An 18204-nucleotide genomic window follows, 5' to 3' on the forward strand; every position below is an offset into this window, starting at 1 on the left:
CGGGCCGGGCTGGGGCCGGGGCGGGCCGCGGCGGGGGGGGCCGGGGGGGGGGGGGGCCCGGGGGCGTGTCTTCGACCCCTCGCGCCAGCGCCCGCCGATGGAGCCTGCCCGCGATCCCGGCACGCTGCCTGACCGGCTGGCGCTGACCGAAACCGGTGCGCCCGGGGTCTGGCGGCTTGAGGGCGAGATCGCCGAGGGCGACGGCGCCCGGGTCTCGGGGCTGATCGACGCCGCCGACCCCGCCGTCGAGGCGCTGGTGCTGCAAAGCCCGGGCGGCTCGGTGCAGGACGCGCTGGCGCTGGGGCGGCACCTGCGCGAGGCGGGCATCGGCACGAAGATGCTCCGCGGCGAGTACTGTTATTCCGCCTGTCCTTACCTCTTCGCCGGGGGCGACACGCGGGACGTCGAGGAGGGTGCCTCGCTGGGGGTGCACCAGCATTATTTCGGCGAGAACACCATCCTGCCGGCCTTCGTCGCGGTCGAGAGCATCCAGCGCGGGCAGGGCGAGGTCATGGCCTATCTCGAGGACATGGGCATCGACCCGCTGGTGATGAAGCACGCCCTGCAGACGCCGTCCGATGAAATCTACATTCTGCTGCCCGAGGAACTGGAGCGTTACAATTTCGTGACCCCCGAAGAGGGCTGAATTCGAACAGACCTCTTGCCGGGGCGCCGGGGGCAGCCTATCTCGGGGAAAGGCGGGTTCTGCCCTTCTCGTGACATGGTTGCATTCCGGTGGCCTTAAGCAATTCCGAGGGAGTTGGCTCTGTCCGGGCCCTGGTCCGGTTACCTGACGCCCACCTGTATATACAGGTCCTCGGGAATGAGATAACCCCACGGTTGCCGCGGTTCCCGCCACTTTCCTCCCTCATGATATCCGGATGACGGGCTCCATCTTTGCGGCCCTCGCCCTGTCGCTGCGCGTGCGGTGCGGTCGGGATGCCTCCGGCGGGAGTTTATTTGGCAAGATGAAGGGTGGGGCTCCTGGTTGGGCTTGCGTTCGTGCGGCGTGCAGGGGGCTGGTTTGGTGGGGCGCCCTTGTTTGGTGGATGCGCTGGTGGCGCGGTCGGGATGCCTCCGGCGGGAGTTTGTCTGGCAAAATGAAGGGCGGGGCCGTGTGGGTGGCTTGGGTCTGGCGCTGCATGAAAAAAGCGCCCCGGGGGGCGCTTTGGTGGGTCCGGTCCGAGCTGTGCGGCTCAGTGGGTACGGCGGGTTTTCAGCACGTCCTTCCGGGTGTCTGCCGCGACGCGGACCGGGATCGGCTGCAGCGCCATGTTGCGCTGGCGGCGGCCACCGGAGGGCGGGGTGTCGCGGTCTTCGAGGCGCATGATCGAAATGGCGAACTGGACGCCCGCGAAGACCAGCCCGTTGAACAGCCACAGAAGGAAGACGGCCAGCAGGCCGGCGTCGGAGTGGGTCACGAGGTGGTAGAGGTTCGCCACGTTCAGCCAGAGCAGGAGTCCCACGAAGGCGGAGGCCAGTCCGAACCCCATCAGGATCTGAGAAATGTAGAGTCGAACAAGACGCGGCATGTCGGTATCTCCCTGCTTTCATCCTGAAAGGTATCGCTCCGCGCCGCTTTGGCAAGCCCCAAGCGCGCTGTGACACCATTCCTTCACGTAATCTGGGCCACAATCCGTCACGAAACAAGCGGCGGAGCGTCGCAGGGTTGCGGACGCGGGGTCTGCCAGACGGGCGGGGATGGTGCGTGGCGTCGGAGGTCGTTGTGCGAATTCTTCACGAAACCCGCGACGGACTCTGGGATACCGTGCATGTAGCAACAAATACCCGTTGTTTCGGACACGAGATCGAGAGATTTCATGCGGCCTGAGTGCATCGTCCGCCGGTCAAGGCACGCAGCCATGGCCGTCGCCGCCACGCTGTTTCTGCTTCCCGCCACCCCGGCCCTTCCCCAGCAGGCGGGCGGAGGCGCCACCGAGGTGGGGGTGATGACGCTCGAGTCGCGGGACGAGCCCGTCACGGTGACCGTGCCAGGGCGGGCGGTGGCCTATGAGCAGGTCGACGTGCGGCCGCGGGTCGGCGGGGCGATCTCGGAAGTCGTCTACGAGCTCGGCCGCCCGGGCGAGGCCGGCGACGTGCTCTTCCGCATCGAGGACCAGACCTACCGCGCGGAGGTGGCCTCGTCCGAGGCCTCGGCCAGCGCCGCGCCGGAGACCGTCACCCGCTACGAGCGCCTGCTCGGCACCGGTGTCACGCAGGAGGGCCTGGCCACGGCGCAGGTCTCGCTGAAGCAGGCGCAGGCGGACCAGAGCGCGGCGGAGGCGGCGCTCGAGGTGGCGCAGCTCGATCTCGACCGCACCGAGATCCGCAGTCCGATCGCGGGTTTCCCCTCGGTGCCGACGATCTCGGTGGGGGCGCTGGTGACCGAGAACCAGACCGACACGCTGACCACGGTGACGCGGCTCGATCCGATTTACGTCGACGTCGAGGAATCGAGCCGCCACATGGGCGAGATCCGCGACAAGATGGATGCGGGCGCGCTGCAGCTGGGCGACGGGCTCGACATCGAGCTCGAATCCAGCGGGACCTATGCCGCCAAGGGGCGGATGGTCTCGCCCGGGACCACGGTTTCCACCCCCGCCGGCTCGCGCCGGATGCGCATCGCTTTCGACAACCCCGGGCTGCGGCTGATGCCGGGCCAGTTCCTGCGCGTCGTGCGCGGAACCACCAGCGCCGTGCGGGTGCCGCAGGGCGCGACGTCGCGCTCGGCCTCGGGCGTGCTCACCGCCTTTGTCGCGATGAACGGCTAGGCCGAGCAGGGCAGCTACCGGAACGCCTGGGTGGTGACCGACGGCATCGCGCCGGGCGAGGCGCTGATCGTGGACGGGCTCACCCGCCTGCAGAACGGTGCCGAGGTCAGCACGGTGCCCGTGACCATCTCGGAGGACGGTGTGGTCACCGATGCCGAGCCCGCAGAGGTCGACGGCGCGGCAGCCGGACGCGGACCGGGCACCGGCGCCGACGCTCTCACGGGGAAGAGCGAGGACTGATCCCTGGGCAATTCCTTCATCCGACGCCCGGTCTTGGCCTGGGTGCTGGCGATCATGACCATGCTCGCCGGCCTGTTCGCGTTCCTGTCGTGGCCGGTGGCGCAGTATCCCGACATCGCGCCGACCACGGTGCGGGTCTCGGCCGGTTACCCGGGAGCCACGGCGCAGGCGGTCGAGAACACGGTGACGCGGGTCATCGAGGCTTCGATTACCGGGCTCGACGGCATGATCTACATGACTGCGCAATCCTCGGAAGGATCGGGCTCGGTCACGCTCACCTTCGATGACAGCGTCGATGCGGTGGACGCGCAGAACGAGGTGCAGACCAAGGTCGCGCAGGTCGGGAGTCAGCTGCCGAGCGGGGTACAGACGCAGGGCGTCACGGTGCGGCGCTCGACCTCGTCGATCCTGATGGTGGGTCTACCAGCGCATCGACAGCTCCTTCATCCCGACCGAGGATCAGGGTGTGGTGATGACGCAGGTTTCGCTCTCCGAGGGGGCCACCACCCAGCAGACCCTCGCCGCCGTGAAGGAGGTCGAGGACGACCTGCTGAACGAGGAGGGCGCGGCGGTCGAGTCGACCTTCGCCTCGCGGGGCTTCGGCTTCGGCGGCAGCGGCCAGAACAGCGCCATGATCTTCGTGAAGCTGCGTGACTTCGAGGAGCGGCAGGACGATCCGTCGCTCTCGGCAGCCAGCGTGGCCGGGCGGGCCAACCTGCGCTTCGCCACGCACCGGGCAGGGCGGGTGATGTTCATGCAGCCCCCGGCCATCCCGGGCAGGGGCAACACCGGCGGCTTCACCATGTACTTCGTCGATCAGGCGGGCAAAGGCAGCGACGCGCTCAAGACCGCCGCCGAGAAGCTCGTCGCCACCGCCCGCCAGAACCTCGGCGTCAGCAACGTCGACGCCCGCGGCACCGACGGGGACAGCGCCCTGCGCATCGACATCGACAACGAGAAGGCCGAGATCTTCGGCGTCTCGCTCTCGGCGGTGAACAGCATGCTGTCGGTGATCTTCGCGGGCTCCGAGGTCAACGACTTCGTGCTCGGCTCATCGCTGCGGCCGGTCATCGTGCAGGCGGCGCCCGAGCGCCGGATGCAGCCCGAGGACATCGTCAAGTGGTACGCCATCAACGCGGACGAAGAGGTGGTGCCCTTCGCCTCCTTCATGACCACCAGCTGGCAGCCGGTGGCCCCGACGCTGCAACGCTACGGCGGCACCTCGGCGCTCGAGATCTCGGGGTCGGCGGGCAAGGGCGTGAGCCCGGGTGCGGCGATGGACGCGATGGAGGAGATGGAGGAGATGGTGGCGGATCTCGACGGCGGCTACGGCTCGGCCTGGACCGGGATCAGCTACCAGGGGCGACGGTCGGGCGATCAGGCCCCGTGGCTCTGTGCAGTCTCGGCGCTGGTGATTTTCCTTGGCCTCGCGGCGCTTTACGAAAGCTGGCCGATCCCGTTCCCGGTGATGCTGGCGGTGCCCGTGGGGGCGCTTGGGGCGCTCGCTGCAGCGTGGCTTTTCGGTCAATCAAATGATGTTTATTTCAAGGTGGGGATGCTGACGACGATTGGCCTTGCGGCCCGGAACGCGATCTTTATCGTGGAATTTGCCGAGGACCTGCGCCGTCAGGGCCGTGGCATTGCCGAAGCGGCCGTCGAAGCCGCACGGCCGAGGTTGCGGCCAATCCTCATGACCGCGCTCACCTTCATTCTTGGCGTGCTGCCATTGGCCACCGCAACAGGGGCGGGAGCCGCGGCGCAGAACGCCATTGGTACCGGCGTGATCGGTGGCATGGTCGCCTCGACCTACCTTTGGCATCTTCATGGTGCCGGCCCTCTACGCCCTCATCATGAGAACGGTCCGCTGGACCCAAACGAGAGTATCGAGCAGATGAAACCGACACGACTTGTCCTGGTCCCGATGGTACTGGCGCTGAGCGCCTGCGCGGTCGGACCGGACTTCCGCAGCCCGAGCCAGCCGGTTGCGGCGAACTTTGCCGAAGGCAGTGCGCAGCCCATCGGCGAGACCTCGGCGCAGTACTGGTGGCGCTCCTACAACGACGCCATGCTCAACGAGCTGGTGCAGACGGGGCTGAGCCAGAACCTCGACATCAAGACCGCGATCAGCCGCGTCGCCGAGGCCCAGGCCGCGGCCCGCGCCACCGGCCTGCCGGCGATGATCTCTGGCTCGGTCTCGGGCGACAGCATCCGCGCCGGCGGCGAGGCGATCTCGGGCACCACGACCACCTCCGGCGCCAGCTTCAACCCGTCGCTGGTGCTCGACCTCTTCGGCGGCGAACGGCGCTCGCGCGAGGCGGCGCTGGCCTCGCTGCAATCGGCCGAGCTCAGCGTCGGCGCGGCGCGGCTGACCTTCCTGTCGCAGCTGGTCTCGAGCTACATCGACCTGCGCTACTACCAGAACGCGCTGACGATCACTCGCCAGACGCTGGGCACCCGCCGCGAGACGCTGTCGCTGGTGCAGAGCCAGCGCGAGGCCGGAGCGGCCACGGCGCTCGACGAGGCGCAGGCGCAGGCGGCGCTGGACGAGAGCCTGGCCTCGCTGCCGTCGCTCGAGAGCGGGTTCTACGCGTCCTCCTACGCCATCGCGACGCTGCTGGCGCAGCCGGTGCAGACCATCGAGACCCGTCTGCAGCGCGGCGCGGCCCAGCCGCGGCCCGGCGGCAACGCCTCGGCGGGCGTTCCGGCGGACCTGCTGCGCAAACGCCCCGATGTGCGCGCGGCCGAGCGCGACTACGCCGCCGCCGTGGCCAACGTGGGGGTGAGCGAGGCGCAGATGTATCCTTCGGTGAGCCTCGGCGGCACGGTCTCGACCTCGGAAGGGGTGGGGAGCTGGTCGTTCGGGCCGAAGGTGTCGCTGCCGGTGCTGAACCAGGGCGTGCTGGCCGCCAAACGCGACCAGGCCATCGCACAGGCGGAACAGGCCGAGCTCGGCTGGCGGTCCTCGGTGCTGGGCGCGGTAGAGGAGGTGCAGGCCTCGCAGAGCGACTACATCCGCAACCAGCGTGCAGTGGCGGCCTACCAGCGCAGCGTGAACTCTTACGAGCGCGTGGTGTCGCTGTCGCGCGAGACCTACAACGGCGGCACGACGACGCTGCTGGACTTCCTCGACGTGCAGCGCTCGCTGGCCAGCTCGCGGCTGACGCTGGCCTCGAGCGTGCGCGACCTCGCGGCCAGCTGGGCCACGCTTCAGGTTGCCGCCGGAAAGGGCTGGGCCTTCGCAACCGCGCCCGCACCGGCAGGCAACGGCAGCTGAGCGGACGTGCCTGCGGGCGACGGCAGCCGAGAGGCTGCGTCTGCAGGCCGTGGCCGTTGAGACAAGAGGGCGGGGGCCGGCTGGTGCCGGTCCCCGTTTTCTCTGGGCCTTCGTTTCCGGGCTTTCGTTCGGGCGCCTGTGCCCCGTGAATGGGTCCTCGACAGCCGTGAGGGTTTCGCCTCTGCGGCCGTCGGGAACACCGGATGAGGCTGCCCGGAATGGCCCGAGCGGGTTGATCGGGGCGCGGGGCTCCGTCTTTCGGGACCAGCTCCGGGGCGCCGGAACGGCGTTCGTCAGGTCTGGATGACGTATTCCTTGATGGTCGTCTCCACGACCTCCCATGTGCCCTTGAAGCCGCGCCGGATGACGAAGCCGTCGCCCGCCTTCAGCTCGAAGCTCTCGCCGCCGTCCTCGGTCAGGATCGAATGGCCCTCGAGGATCTTGCAGTATTCCCACTCGTCGTACTGAACCAGCCACTTGCCGGGTGTGGCCCGCCATGTGCCGCAGTAGATCCCGTCGCGGTCCTCGACATTCCACGTGGTGAATTCGGGCGCGCCCGAGAGGATCTTGTCGGGCGCCGGCTGGTCGTACTCGGGCGCGACGTCGGTCGTGAGGCGGAGGAAGTTCTCTGTCACCTGTCCATCTTTCGTAAGGTGTTGCGGTCGCCAAGATATAGAGGCGAAATTCCCGCCGACGCACTCTCTATTCGGCAGAACAGGCCTCCGGTGATGAAAACGGGCGGCCGCTCTGCCCGGCAAGTGAGCGCCTTGCCGGGGCAGGGCATTGCGGGCGTGGCACGGGGGCCATCCGGGCGTGGCTTTGCCGCCGGATCAGAGGCCGCCGGGCAATCGTGCGGTGAGGGGGCAGGGCGCAGCTTTCCGGCCTGAGCCGCCCTACAATGCGCCGCCGTGGACCCGGCAGCCCCGCCGGTAAACCCGCGCAAAAACAAAGCCCCGGCGCAGCGCGTCGGGGCCTTGGGGCATCGCGAGAGGCGGCGTGGCGTCAGAACGCCTCGGGCTTCGCCTCGCGCGCCATGTGGTCGAGCACGGCGTTCACGAACTGCGGCTCTCGGCCCTCGGGGAAGAAGGCGCGCGCCACGTCGACGTATTCCGAGATCACCACGCGCGGCGGCGTGTCGCTGTCGACGAACTCGGCCCCGGCGGCGCGGAAGAGCGCGCGCAGGGTCGGGTCGATGCGCGCGATCGGCCACTTCGCGACCAGCGCCCGGTCGGTCATCTGGTCGATCTTGGCCTGCCAGTTGACCGCTGCACTGGTGATGCGGCCGAACAGGCCCACATCGCCGTCGAGCATCTCGACGCCTTCCTCGATCTCGGCGCCGAAGCGGTGATCGACGAACTCGTTCTGGACACGTTCCACGGACTGGCCGGCGGCCTCCATCTGGTAGAGGGCCTGAACGGCGTAGAGCCGCGAGGCGGATTTCATCCGCCGTTTCTGGTTGCCGGAAAGGGCCGGGGGAGTGTCCGGGTTGGTCATGCGGTGTCTTTTCCTGATTCAGCTCCCGCAAGCTGAAACTCGTCGCGGGCAGGAACGAATCCCACGCCCTTGCGGGAAGCGCCCCACCTACGGGCGAGCGCGACAAGATGCAAGGCCGCCGCCGCGGCACCGCCACCCTTGTTCTGCTCGTCCACCGCCGCACGCGCCCAGGCTTGGTCGTAGTTCTCGACCGTGAGGATGCCGTTGCCGATGCAGAGCCCCTGCAGGCCGAGCAGCGTCAGCCCGCGCGAGCTGTCGTTGCAGACGGTCTCGTAGTGGGTGGTCTCGCCGCGGATCACGCAGCCGAGCGCCACGTAGCCGTCGAAGTTCGACATGCGCTCTGCGATGCCGATGGCGGTCGGAACCTCGAGCGCGCCGGGCACCTCGATGATCTCGTGGAACCCGCCCGCGGCCTCGATCTCGTCCACCGCACCCTTCACCAGCTGCTCGGCCACCGGCTTGTAGTAGGGGGCGACCACGATGAGGATCTTCACCGGCTTGTCGAAGCTCGGGCGGGGCAGGGTGTAGTGTTCTTCGTTCGAGGCCATCACGCAGCTCCAATCTTTCGGGTGCCGACGATCTCGAGCCCGTAGGCCTCGAGGCCGACGACGCGGGGCGTCGGCGAGTTGGTCAGCAGGATGAGTTTCGACAGCCCGAGCGACGACAGGATCTGCGCGCCGAGACCGTACTGCCGCAGGGTGCGGGGCGAGACCTCGCTGTGCGGCTCGAGCTTCATGGCGGTGTCGCGCAGCAGCACGACGACGCCGCGGCCTTCCTCGGCCACCGCTTCCATCGCGGCGCGGAACTCGTCGGCGCGCCCGCGGCTGCCGGTGCCCACGATGTCGAACATCGGGTCGAGCGCGTGCATCCGCACCATCACCGGAGCGTCGGTGGAGATGTCGCCCTTGGACAGCACGATGTGCTCGTCGCCATGGGTGGTGTCGGTGTAGATCCGCATGTCCCACTCGCCGCCGAACTCGGAGGTGATGGAATCGTGGCGGCGGACCCGCACGAGATTGTCGTTGCGGCGGCGGTACGAGATCAGCTCGGAGATCGTGCCGATCTTCAGCCCGTGGCGCTGCGAGAAGGCGATGAGCTCGGGCAGGCGCGCCATGGTGCCGTCGTCGTTCATGATCTCGCAGATCACGCCGGCTGGGTTCAGCCCGGCAAGACGCGCGACGTCGACGGCGGCCTCGGTGTGGCCGGCGCGGACCAGCACGCCGCCGTTCTTGGCGCGCAGCGGGAAGACGTGGCCCGGGGTGGCGATGTCGGCGGCGCCTTTGGTGCCGTCGATCGCCACCGCGATGGTGCGGGCGCGGTCGGCGGCGGAAATGCCGGTGGTCACACCCTCGCGCGCCTCGATCGAGGTGGTGAAGGCGGTCTCGTGCCGCGAGCTGTTCTGGGTCGACATGAGCTGCAGGCCAAGCTGGTCGCAGCGCTCGCCGGTCATCGACAGGCAGATCAGGCCGCGGCCGTAGGTGGCCATGAAGTTGATCGCGTCAGGGGTAGCCCATTGCGCGGGGATCACCAGATCGCCCTCGTTCTCCCGGTCCTCGTGATCGACAAGGATGAACATGCGCCCGTTGCGCGCATCCTCAATGATCTCCTCGACCGAAGAAATTGCGTCCTTCCAGTCGATCTCGACCGGGCCCGGGCTCTCGTAATCCGCCATGTCGCCTCACCTCTTGCAGTTCCTGCCAGATAAGGGATGTACGACCGATTGGCTAGGGCGGTTTTGTTCACATGCACTGTGCGCATGGTGCGTTTGCGCGGGGCTCTTCACAGGCTCCGGAGCAGGGCACCGGGCGGGGTCCGTCAGTCGAAGATATCGTCGAGAAGGTCGAGGAAGCCCTTGGCGGCCTTGCGACCCAAGGTCTTGCGCTTCTTCTTCTTGTAACCCTTGGGAGGCTTGCCGCGGCGCGGCGTCTGCGCCGCGTCGGGAAAGCGGGCGGGCCGGTGGCGCGGGGCGTCGCGGTCCACCGCATCGGCGCGCAGCTTCTTCAGCTCGTGCAGCGGCGCCCCGCAGGAGGCGCAGCTCAGTTCGTGGCGCCCCGAGTCGAGGACCAGCGCCGCGCGGGTGCCGCAGTAGCAGCAGGTGGCGATCTTGGTGTTCGGCATCAGGGCTATATGGGCCGCGGCGCCGCGGCCCGCAAGCTCAGGGACGGGCGGCGTAGAGCGCCACCGCGGCGGCGTTCGAGACGTTGAGCGAGCCGAAGCTGCGGGCGAACTCGATGCGCACCAGACGGTCCACCGTTTCCTTGGTCTTCTCGCGAAGACCCGGCCCTTCGGCGCCCAGCACCAGCGCCACGGCGCGGTCGCGCATGCCCTCGAGCGCGGCCTCGATGGTGGTATCGGCCTCGCCGTCGAGCCCGAGCACGAGGTAGCCCATCTCCTGCAGCGCCCGGATGGTGTCCGCGAGGTTGCGCTCGCGCAGGTAGGGCTGGCGTTCCAGCGCGCCCGAGGCGGTCTTGGCCAGAGCGCCGGTTTCAGGGGCGGCATGGTGCTGCGTGCCGATCACCGCCTGCGCGCCGAACACCTCGGCCGAGCGCAGGATGGCGCCGACGTTGTGCGGGTCGGTCACCCGGTCGAGCAGCACCAGTCGCGGCGGCGTCTCGCCGTCGCCCATGGCCACGTCCTCGAGCCGGCCCCAGTCGAGCGGCTTGACCTCGAGCGCGGCGCCCTGGTGCACCGACTGCGGATCGAGCGGGGCGCCGAACTTGCGCGGATCGTGGATCTCGGGCTCGATCCCGCCCGCGGCGATGGCGTCTTCAAGTTTGGCCTGCGCGTTCAGGGTCACGATCAGGCGAAGCTTCTCGCGGCGGGGATTCATCAGCGCGTCGCGCACCGCGTGCAGACCGAAAAGCCAGACGGTCTCGGCCGCGCGGGCCTTCTTCGACTGTTCCTTCTCGACCACCCATTTCGGTTTCTTCACCATCGCCAGCCTCTCTTCCTGCGGTGCCTTTCCCTTGCCCTTCCGTCGTCCGCGTCGCAAGGGATTTTCCTGTTGACGCCGGTTTGGGGCTTTTGTAATCAGCGCCACACGCCGGGACACCGGCAAGAAAGTGGGCGACAGGCCGCAAGGTGTGGCAGGGGACTGTAACTCCCTCGCGGAGACGCACGCTTGGTTCGATTCCAAGGTCGCCCACCACTTTCTTCCTGAAATCACACGATTACAGAGCAGGGTGGACCGCTGCGGCGGGCGCTTGCACTGTTGTCGTGCCGCGATGCGTCATCTTGACTGGTCAGGCATCCCGGTGCCGCGAGACGAACCGGCATTTCAGCCAGCCTTACGCCACGCCCCTCACCGAGTCGCCGCCTCCGCCGGGGCCCGCAACGCCGCCAGACCAATGCCGGCCGGACTCACGCGGCCCCGGCTGACGGTTTCAGCTCATCACTTCGCGGTTTTCGCGAGCCACTCGGTCATGAAGGCGATTTCCCTTCCCTGAGCCGAGATGATCTCCTCGGCGAGTCGACGCATCTCCGGGCCCGGTTCGCCCGGTCTCTCTCGAATGTGAGCGCGCGGCACCGATCCCGTGACAGCGCCGAGGGCCGCGAGACGCGCGGTCACTCCGCCGATTCGATCCGGAGCGTCTGGCGCAGCTTGCCGCTGGCGCGGTCGAAGATGAGGATCTCGTTGCCCTCCGTCACCACCGCGTACCAGTCCGCCCCTTGGGTAAAGGCGCTGGCCTCGGCGCCGTCGGGCAGGGTGATGACCTCGGGCAGGGGGGCACGGGCGGAACGGTAGGAGATGACAATCATCGAAAGGATCGCTAGAAGCCCCGCGATCATCACCGCCGTCAGAACCGTCACCAGCAGGCGCAGGAAGCGCAGGTTGGCCGGTTCCGGCAGCGTTTCGGACGCATTCTCGGACTTCGGGGTCTCGGACATGGACAAGCCTCTGCGCATCATCATCGGGGAAGCCCCGCCGCCGCGTCTTGATAAGGCGCTGGCGCGCGATGTGCCAGAGGAAGCGGCCCTGTCGCGGACCCGGCTGGCGCGCCTCATCGCCGAGGGTGCGGTGACGCGGGCGGGCGAGGCGCTGACCGATCCCAAGGCCAGGGTGGCCGAAGGGGACGAGATCCTCATCACCGTTCCGCAGGCCGAGGACAGCCACATCGGCCCCGAGGACATCCCGCTCAGCATCGTGTGGGAGGACGAGGACCTCGTTGTGGTCGACAAGCCTGCGGGCATGGTGGTGCATCCCGCGCCCGGCACGCCCTCGGGCACGCTGGTGAACGCGCTGCTGCACCATTTCGGCGGGCGGCTCTCGGGCGTCGGCGGCGTGGCCCGGCCGGGCATCGTGCACCGCATCGACAAGGACACCTCGGGGCTGCTGGTGGTGGCCAAGTCCGACCGCGCCCACCACGGGCTCGCCGCGCAGTTCGAGGCCCACAGTGCCGACCGCGCCTATCTCGCGGTCGTCTACGGGGTGCCGGACGCGGGCGATCCGCGGCTCGTCGGCACCCGCGGCGTGTCGATGGAGCCGGGCGGCGTGATCCGCATCCAGTCGGGGCTCGCGCGGCACAAGCCCGCCCGGCAGCGGCAGGCGGTCTATTTCGACGGGCGGGGGCGCCACGCCCCCACCCGCGCCTCGGTGCTCGAGACCTTCGGCACCCCGCCCGCCATGGCGTTGGTGCAGTGCCGGCTCGAGACCGGGCGGACCCACCAGATCCGCGTGCACATGGCCCATGCCGGCCACGGGCTCGTCGGCGATCCGGTCTACGGAGGGCGCCGCAAGCCGCCGGTGAAGGCCATTGGCCCCGTCGCCACCGAAGCGGTCTCGGGTTTCTCGCGTCAGGCGCTGCACGCGGCGGAGCTGGGCTTCGACCATCCGGTGACCGGCGAGCGCCTGCGCTTCGAGTCGCCGCTGCCCGACGACATGGGCGCGCTGATCGAGGCGTTGCGCGCGGCGACGCCAGTCTGAGCGTCTGCGCACATAGGTGTGGCTCGTTTCAGCAGATGCCACACCGGCGCACACGTGTTACAACCCTTCCCAATCGGGTGAGCGCCGCCGATTGCTGGATCCGTCCGGCGGGAAGCTGCGTTATCATCGTAACAAGCACAGACACCACAGGGGTTTGCACCCTTGGGCTTGAAATCGAACCGGGCGGTTCCCAAATGGGATGTTAAGCCCCATAACATTGGAGGAAACAGGGATCGTGTCCAATTACGCCAATCTCCCGGCGCCGTCCCCCGAGGCGGGCCTCAGCCGCTACCTCTCCGAAATCCGGAAGTTCCCGCTGCTCGAGCCGGAAGAAGAGTACATGCTGGCCAAGCGCTGGGTTGAGGATCAGGATGCCCCGTCGGCCCACAAGCTGGTCACCAGCCACCTGCGGCTCGCGGCCAAGATCGCCATGGGCTACCGCGGCTACGGCCTGCCGCAGGCCGAGGTGATTTCCGAAGCCAACGTGGGTCTCATGCAGGCGGTGAAACGCTTCGACCCGGAAAAGGGCTTCCGTCTGGCCACCTACGCCATGTGGTGGATCCGTGCCTCGATCCAGGAGTACATCCTGCGCTCCTGGTCGCTGGTGAAGCTCGGTACCACCAGCGCGCAGAAGAAGCTGTTCTTCAACCTGCGCAAGGCCAAGTCGCGCATCGGTGCGCTTGAAGAGGGCGATCTGCGTCCCGAGCACGTCGAGAAGATCGCCACCGACCTGGGCGTGTCGAAGGACGAGGTGATTTCGATGAACCGCCGTTTGTCCGGTGGCGACGCCTCGCTGAACGCCACGGTGGGCAGCGATGACGACAGCTCCATGCAATGGCAGGACTGGCTCGAGGACGAGGGCGCCGACCAGGCCTCCGACTACGCCGAGCGCAATGAGCTTGAGGCGCGCCGCGCGCTGCTGGCGCAGGCCATGGACGTTCTCAATGACCGTGAGAAGGACATTCTCACCCAGCGCCGTCTGGCCGAGCAGCCGGTGACGCTCGAGGACCTGTCCAGCGTCTACGACGTGAGCCGCGAGCGTATCCGGCAGATCGAGGTTCGCGCCTTCGAGAAGCTGCAGAAGCGCATGCGCGAGCTGGCCCGCGATCAGGGCATGGTGGTCGACGCCTGACCGCTCTTCCGAGCATAGACAAAACTTGGACGCCCGTGCCTGCAAAGGCGCGGGCGTCTGCGTTTTCGGGACCCGTTCCGCCCCCCGGCGCGGGTTGCGCCCGGGCCCTATCGCGCTAGGCTCGGCGCCAACATTGGAACGTCATCACGTCGGAGGGAACTCATGGCCGATCACCTGCGCTGGGGCATCCTTGGTGCCGCGAAATTTGCCCGCGAGCACATGGCGCCCGCGATCCACGCCGCCCGGGGTGGGGCGCTTGCCGCCATCGCCACCTCGAGTCGCGACAAGGCCAGGCCCTTCGACGATCTGGCACCGGGGATCGCGGTCCACGACAGCTACGAGGCGCTGCTCGCCGATCCCTCCATCGACGCGGTCTACATCCCGCTGCCCAACGCGCTGCACGTCGAGTGGTCGCAAAAGGCGGCGGAGGCGGGCAAACACGTGCTCTGCGAGAAGCCCATCGCGATGACCGCCGAGGGCATCGACGCGCTGATCGAGACCCGTGACCGCACCGGCAAGCTCATCGCCGAGGCATGGATGATCGCGCATCACCCGCAATACGCCAAGGCGCGCGCGCTGATTCAGGACGGCGCGCTGGGAGAGATCGTCCGTGTCGACTCGACCCACAGCTTTTACAACGACGACCTCGACAACATCCGCAACCGGCCCGAGACCGGGGGCGGGGCGCTTGGCGACATCGGCATCTATGCCTTCGGCTCGATCCGTCTGCTCACCGGGCAGGACCCGCAGGAGATGCTCTCGGTCCAGACCGATATGCGCAACGGCGTCGATGCCACCACCCACATCACCGCGCGTTTCCCCGACTTCCTCTACACCGGCCGGATCTCGATGCGCGCCGCCCCGTGGCAGGAGATCGTGGTGCACGGCACCTCCGCGGTGCTGCGCCTGCCGGTGCCCTACAACGCGCAGGTCTTCGGGCAGGCCAGCGTCGAGCTCCACCGCAGCGGCGGCAACGTCGAAACCTGGCGCTTCCCGGCCGAGAACCACTACGTGCTGCAGGTCGAGGCGTTCAACCGGGCCGTGTCCGAGGCCGCCGACTGGCCCCTGCCACTGGAGTTTTCGCGCGGTACGCAGGCCTGGATCGACAATGTTCGGGTCATCGGGAAGGGATGAAACGCCGGCTTTCCGTCTGCACACAAAAGCTTTTCTTTTTTTCTGCGCTCGCATAGGCTTTGCTGCAACGCTGCATGCCAGGGAGGGCACGACGTGGCAGATCAAGAAAAGCCGCTTCTCATCAAGCGCTACGCCAGCCGCCGTCTCTACAATACCGAGACGAGCGATTACGTCACTTTGGAAGACATCGCGGGCTTCATCCGCGATGGACGGGATGTGCAGATCGTCGACCTCAAGTCCGGCGACGACCTGACCCGCCAGTACCTGCTCCAGATCGTCGCCGAGCACGAGAGCCGGGGCGAGAGCGTGCTGCCGATCAACGTGCTCACGGACCTTGTCCGGAGCTACACGACGCAGGCGACCTCGACGGTGCCGCAGTTCCTCGCGGCGAGCTTCGAGATGTTCCGCGACAGCCAGGCCAAGTGGGCCGAGAGCATGCACGCCGCCAATCCGATGATGCCCAAGATCCCCGCGCTCGAGGCGATGCAGGCGCAGCAGGAAGCGTTCCTGAAGGCGATGACCGGTGGCATGGGCTCGCAATGGTCGGGGCCCGAGAAGGAGAGCGGCGAAGAGGAAGAAGACCTCGACGCCATAAAGAAGCAGCTGGCCGAGCTGCAGAGCAAGCTCTCGAAGATGGAAAAGTGACTTGCGGCCCGCGGGGCCGTTGCCGAGACCGATGCAGAAACGAGGACGGGCGGGGAATTCCCCGCCCGTTCCGCTTTCCGTGAGAGCTCGTCGCGCCGGGGATCAGGTGCCGTAGGCGAGGCGCGCCGACATCACCGCCTCGGCGGCGCTGATCAGGACATTCGCCACGTCGGCGCAATCCTCGAGCGTCAGCCGCGCCGGCAGGCGGGTGTCGCAGGCGCATTCGAGCATGGCGCGGGTGCGCGGCAGCTCGGGGATCTCGGGCAGGAATTGCCAGTTCCAGAAGGCGCGCGCGTTGTCGGTCGACAGTCCGAAGACCTGCACCTTCACGCCCATCGCGTCCGAGGCCTCTGCAAAGGCGCGCATTTCGTCCCGGTCCATGCCGACGAGGTTGAACTGCAGCGAATCCGGCGCCCGCTCTTCCGGTCCAAGCTTGGCCGGCACCTCGATCCACGGGCTCTCGTTGATGCGGCTGGCGACGAAATCGTGGTTGCGTCGGCCGTCACGCACCCGCTGCTCGATCCGCGACAGCTGCGGACGGATCACCGCGGCCGAGAGGTTCGACATGCGCAGGTTGTAGAGCGGCAGGCGGTTCTGCCAGCGCGCAAAGGCCTCCTGCAGGTCCGAGCGGTTGTCGCCCCGGGCCATGTGCTTTTTCCAGTTGTGCTCGTAGGCGCCGGACAGGATCACCGCCTGCGCCACCACGTCGGCGTCGTCGGTCACGAGGATCCCGCCTTCGCCCGCGTTCACCAGCTTGTAGCTCTGGAACGAGAAGCAGCCGATCTTGCCGATGGTGCCGATGTTGCGCCCGCCCCAGACGGTGCCGAGCGAATGCGCCGCGTCCTCGATCACCGGGATGCCGCGGGCATCGCAGAGCGCCATGATCGCGTCCATGTCCGAGGTGTGCCCGCGCATGTGGCTGATGATGACGGCCTGCACGCGGTCGAGCTTGGCCTCGAAATCCCCGAGGTCGATGCGGTAGTTCTCGCCCACCTCGCAGAGCACCGGCACGCAGTCGGCGTGGATGATCGCCGAGGGCACCGCGGCGAAGGTGAAGCCCGGGATCATCACGCGCGCGTCGCGCGGCAGCCCCAGCGCCTTCAGCGACAGGAACAGCGCGGCCGAGCAGCTCGACACCGCCAGCGCGTATTTCGATCCCAGCAACGCCGCGAATTCGCGCTCGAGCAGAGCCACCGGAGACTCCTCGGGCGCGGTGTAGCGGAACAGGTCACCGGACTGCAGGAGACGGTCGATCTCGGCACGGGCCTCCTCGGGGATCGGCTCGGCGTCATGCATGTTGGGCAGGCTGCTCATTTTACTTTTCCGGAAAGTTGACTTTGGGAAAGCTTAAACCGCAGTTCTGTGACATCCAAGTGAAAAACCGCTCCGGTTGCGGAGCGGTGCTGCATGCTGCCGGGCGTGTAAAAGCTCAGAAACCGACGCGATCGCGCAGCGCATACCACGTCATGGCAAGCGTAAGCAGCGGCGTTTGCAGCGAGGCTCCGCCGGGGAAGGGGGGCGTCGGCAGCGCGGCCATGGCGTCGAAGCCAAGCGACTGTCCGCGTACCGCCTCGGCAAGAAGTCGCCCGGCATGCACCGCAGTGCCGACCCCGTGACCGGAATAGCCCGAGGCCGAGAGCACGTTGGGCGCCAGCCGCGCGAGGAAGGGCAGGCGCTTCATGGTGATTCCCAGCGTCCCGCCCCAGGCGTAGTCGAGCCGCACATCCTTGAGGTGGGGGAAGATCTCCAGCATCGGCTTGCGCACCTTGGCGGCGATGTCCCTGGGGAAGCGGTAGCCGTAGTTCTCGCCGCCGCCGAACAGCAGCCGCCCGTCATGGCTGAGCCGGAAGTAGTTCACCACGTGGCGCGAGTCGGCCACCGCCACGTCGCGGGTCAGCACCTCGGCGGCGCGCGGGCCCAGAGGCTCGGTGGCGACGATGAAATTGTTGATCGGCATCACCCGCCGCGCCACCTTGGGCTGCAACCGCCCGAGATAGCCGTTGCCCGCGTAGACCACATGCGCGGCCCGCACCGAGCCGCGCTCGCAGCGCACCACGCATTCGGCGCCGTCCTCGACCGAGGTCACCACGCTGCGCTCGAAGATCCGCGCCCCGGCGCCCGCTGCCGCTTTCGCCAGCCCCTGCGCCAGCCGCAGCGGGTGCAGATGCGCCGCCCCCATGTCCACCACACCGCCCTTGTAGTCGGGCGAGGGGCAGATTGCGTGGAAGCTCTCCGCCCCGTGCTTTTCGATCTCGTAGCCGTAATGCTCGGCCATGTGGTCGGCATATTCATGCAGATGCGCCACCTCGCCCGGCCGCGAGCCGCACCACGCGACGCCGTCGCGCAGGTGGCAGTCGATGCCGTGCCGGGCGATCAGATCGCGCACCAGGTCCTTGGCCTCCTCGCCCAGGTCCCAGTACTTGCGCGCGTCCTCCCGCCCGATCATCGCCTCGAGCGACAGCTGGTCGACCCGCTGCCCCGAACCCAGCTGCCCGCCGTTGCGCCCCGAGGCGCCAAACCCGAAAGGGTGAGAAGAGAGCAGGAGCAAGGAGAGCCCCGACTCGGGAAAGGGAAGGGAAGCAGAGAGGGC

The 18204-nt window shown here is 68.0% G+C and carries 19 protein-coding genes, 1 tRNA gene and 1 pseudogene; 10 read left to right on the forward strand and 11 right to left on the reverse strand.

Features of this window, described 5'->3' with window-relative positions:
- Positions 1 to 646 (forward strand): hypothetical protein (locus HC022_RS06930; RefSeq protein WP_254884975.1); only part of this gene is annotated, 646 nt, incomplete at its 5' end.
- A gap of 550 nt (positions 647 to 1196) precedes the next feature.
- Here HC022_RS06930 and HC022_RS06935 read toward each other — a convergent pair.
- On the reverse strand, positions 1197 to 1532 hold the full coding sequence (locus HC022_RS06935) for a hypothetical protein (RefSeq protein ID WP_008883460.1): 336 nt from the start codon (positions 1530 to 1532) through the stop codon (positions 1197 to 1199).
- A 330-nt stretch (positions 1533 to 1862) separates the two neighbouring features.
- On the opposite strand from HC022_RS06935, the gene HC022_RS06940 reads away from it, so the two are divergent.
- From HC022_RS06940 to HC022_RS29815, 4 genes and pseudogenes are all read left to right on the forward strand, one after another.
- Positions 1863 to 2771, forward strand: a complete 909-nt coding sequence (locus HC022_RS06940) for an efflux RND transporter periplasmic adaptor subunit (protein WP_254884976.1) — start codon at positions 1863 to 1865, stop codon at positions 2769 to 2771.
- A 33-nt stretch (positions 2772 to 2804) separates the two neighbouring features.
- Entirely contained in the window at positions 2805 to 3011 is a 207-nt protein-coding gene (locus HC022_RS29030; protein ID WP_254884977.1) for a hypothetical protein, read from the forward strand.
- A gap of 60 nt (positions 3012 to 3071) precedes the next feature.
- A pseudogene (locus HC022_RS29810) lies at positions 3072 to 3366 on the forward strand (efflux RND transporter permease subunit); the annotation flags it as partial.
- Between the two features lie 117 nt (positions 3367 to 3483).
- Positions 3484 to 6285 carry an efflux RND transporter permease subunit gene (locus HC022_RS29815; RefSeq protein ID WP_368484622.1) on the forward strand — a complete coding sequence of 934 codons (2802 nt, stop codon included), beginning with the start codon at positions 3484 to 3486 and terminating at the stop codon, positions 6283 to 6285.
- A 293-nt stretch (positions 6286 to 6578) separates the two neighbouring features.
- On the opposite strand, the gene HC022_RS06955 is transcribed toward HC022_RS29815, so the two are convergent.
- The 6 genes from HC022_RS06955 to rlmB form a co-directional block, all read right to left on the reverse strand.
- Positions 6579 to 6920, reverse strand: coding sequence for a cupin domain-containing protein (locus tag HC022_RS06955; protein ID WP_008883356.1), 342 nt, complete (start codon positions 6918 to 6920; stop codon positions 6579 to 6581).
- Between the two features lie 367 nt (positions 6921 to 7287).
- Entirely contained in the window at positions 7288 to 7779 is a 492-nt protein-coding gene (gene nusB, locus HC022_RS06960; RefSeq protein WP_008883280.1) for a transcription antitermination factor NusB, read from the reverse strand.
- Complete coding sequence (locus HC022_RS06965) at positions 7776 to 8327, reverse strand: 6,7-dimethyl-8-ribityllumazine synthase (RefSeq protein WP_008883116.1); 552 nt, start codon at positions 8325 to 8327, stop codon at positions 7776 to 7778. The genes nusB and HC022_RS06965 overlap by 4 nt, the downstream gene beginning before the upstream one ends.
- Positions 8327 to 9451 (reverse strand): 3,4-dihydroxy-2-butanone-4-phosphate synthase, encoded by a 1125-nt coding sequence (ribB, locus tag HC022_RS06970; RefSeq protein ID WP_008883187.1) that lies wholly within the window; start codon positions 9449 to 9451, stop codon positions 8327 to 8329. Before ribB ends, HC022_RS06965 begins: the two co-directional genes overlap by 1 nt.
- 143 nt (positions 9452 to 9594) lie before the next feature.
- Positions 9595 to 9897 (reverse strand): hypothetical protein, encoded by a 303-nt coding sequence (locus tag HC022_RS06975; protein WP_167451922.1) that lies wholly within the window; start codon positions 9895 to 9897, stop codon positions 9595 to 9597.
- A gap of 37 nt (positions 9898 to 9934) precedes the next feature.
- Entirely contained in the window at positions 9935 to 10714 is a 780-nt protein-coding gene (rlmB, locus tag HC022_RS06980) for a 23S rRNA (guanosine(2251)-2'-O)-methyltransferase RlmB (RefSeq protein WP_175583487.1), read from the reverse strand.
- 129 nt (positions 10715 to 10843) lie between these two features.
- Between rlmB and HC022_RS06985 the strand changes: the two genes are divergently transcribed.
- Positions 10844 to 10927: transfer RNA gene (locus tag HC022_RS06985), tRNA-Tyr, on the forward strand.
- A gap of 243 nt (positions 10928 to 11170) precedes the next feature.
- Here the strand turns inward: HC022_RS06985 and HC022_RS06990 are convergent.
- A complete protein-coding gene (locus tag HC022_RS06990) occupies positions 11171 to 11347 on the reverse strand; it encodes a DUF305 domain-containing protein (RefSeq protein ID WP_167451923.1) in 177 nt (58 codons plus the stop codon).
- Entirely contained in the window at positions 11344 to 11667 is a 324-nt protein-coding gene (locus tag HC022_RS06995) for a DUF6476 family protein (RefSeq protein WP_167451924.1), read from the reverse strand. Before HC022_RS06995 ends, HC022_RS06990 begins: the two co-directional genes overlap by 4 nt.
- Here HC022_RS06995 and HC022_RS07000 point away from each other — a divergent pair.
- The 4 genes from HC022_RS07000 (at position 11666) to phaR (ending at position 15614) form a co-directional block, all read left to right on the forward strand.
- Positions 11666 to 12703, forward strand: coding sequence for an RluA family pseudouridine synthase (locus HC022_RS07000; protein ID WP_167451925.1), 1038 nt, complete (start codon positions 11666 to 11668; stop codon positions 12701 to 12703). The genes HC022_RS06995 and HC022_RS07000 overlap by 2 nt on opposite strands.
- 235 nt (positions 12704 to 12938) lie before the next feature.
- Entirely contained in the window at positions 12939 to 13835 is an 897-nt protein-coding gene (gene rpoH, locus HC022_RS07005; RefSeq protein WP_008883501.1) for an RNA polymerase sigma factor RpoH, read from the forward strand.
- Positions 13836 to 13997: 162 nt separating this feature from the next.
- The gene (locus tag HC022_RS07010) at positions 13998 to 14969 is read left to right on the forward strand and encodes a Gfo/Idh/MocA family protein (protein WP_167451926.1); all 972 of its coding nucleotides are present in this window, start codon (positions 13998 to 14000) and stop codon (positions 14967 to 14969) included.
- 93 nt (positions 14970 to 15062) lie between these two features.
- The gene (gene phaR, locus HC022_RS07015; protein ID WP_167451927.1) at positions 15063 to 15614 is read left to right on the forward strand and encodes a polyhydroxyalkanoate synthesis repressor PhaR; all 552 of its coding nucleotides are present in this window, start codon (positions 15063 to 15065) and stop codon (positions 15612 to 15614) included.
- Between the two features lie 102 nt (positions 15615 to 15716).
- Here phaR and HC022_RS07020 read toward each other — a convergent pair whose 3' ends face one another.
- Both HC022_RS07020 and HC022_RS07025 read right to left on the reverse strand, forming a co-directional pair.
- Positions 15717 to 16928 (reverse strand): DegT/DnrJ/EryC1/StrS aminotransferase family protein, encoded by a 1212-nt coding sequence (locus HC022_RS07020; RefSeq protein WP_089962822.1) that lies wholly within the window; start codon positions 16926 to 16928, stop codon positions 15717 to 15719.
- Between the two features lie 115 nt (positions 16929 to 17043).
- On the reverse strand, positions 17044 to 18204 hold a 1161-nt coding region (locus HC022_RS07025), incomplete at its 5' end, for an FAD-binding oxidoreductase (protein ID WP_167451928.1).

The sequence above is a fragment of the Salipiger sp. HF18 genome (genome assembly GCF_011806505.1).
Taxonomy (GTDB): domain Bacteria; phylum Pseudomonadota; class Alphaproteobacteria; order Rhodobacterales; family Rhodobacteraceae; genus Salipiger; species Salipiger thiooxidans.

What these genes read in the sequence shown, in the direction of transcription:
- HC022_RS06935 (WP_008883460.1), bottom strand. Translation starts at nt 1,532, where the DNA reads ATGCCGCGTCTTGTTCGACTCTACATTTCTCAGATCCTGATGGGGTTC.
- HC022_RS06940 (WP_254884976.1), top strand. Translation starts at nt 1,863, where the DNA reads ATGGCCGTCGCCGCCACGCTGTTTCTGCTTCCCGCCACCCCGGCCCTT.
- HC022_RS29815 (WP_368484622.1), top strand. Translation starts at nt 3,484, where the DNA reads ATGACGCAGGTTTCGCTCTCCGAGGGGGCCACCACCCAGCAGACCCTC.
- nusB (WP_008883280.1), bottom strand. Translation starts at nt 7,779, where the DNA reads ATGACCAACCCGGACACTCCCCCGGCCCTTTCCGGCAACCAGAAACGG.
- HC022_RS06965 (WP_008883116.1), bottom strand. Translation starts at nt 8,327, where the DNA reads ATGGCCTCGAACGAAGAACACTACACCCTGCCCCGCCCGAGCTTCGAC.
- ribB (WP_008883187.1), bottom strand. Translation starts at nt 9,451, where the DNA reads ATGGCGGATTACGAGAGCCCGGGCCCGGTCGAGATCGACTGGAAGGAC.
- HC022_RS06975 (WP_167451922.1), bottom strand. Translation starts at nt 9,897, where the DNA reads ATGCCGAACACCAAGATCGCCACCTGCTGCTACTGCGGCACCCGCGCG.
- rlmB (WP_175583487.1), bottom strand. Translation starts at nt 10,714, where the DNA reads ATGGTGAAGAAACCGAAATGGGTGGTCGAGAAGGAACAGTCGAAGAAG.
- HC022_RS07000 (WP_167451925.1), top strand. Translation starts at nt 11,666, where the DNA reads ATGGACAAGCCTCTGCGCATCATCATCGGGGAAGCCCCGCCGCCGCGT.
- HC022_RS06995 (WP_167451924.1), bottom strand. Translation starts at nt 11,667, where the DNA reads ATGTCCGAGACCCCGAAGTCCGAGAATGCGTCCGAAACGCTGCCGGAA.
- HC022_RS07010 (WP_167451926.1), top strand. Translation starts at nt 13,998, where the DNA reads ATGGCCGATCACCTGCGCTGGGGCATCCTTGGTGCCGCGAAATTTGCC.
- HC022_RS07020 (WP_089962822.1), bottom strand. Translation starts at nt 16,928, where the DNA reads ATGAGCAGCCTGCCCAACATGCATGACGCCGAGCCGATCCCCGAGGAG.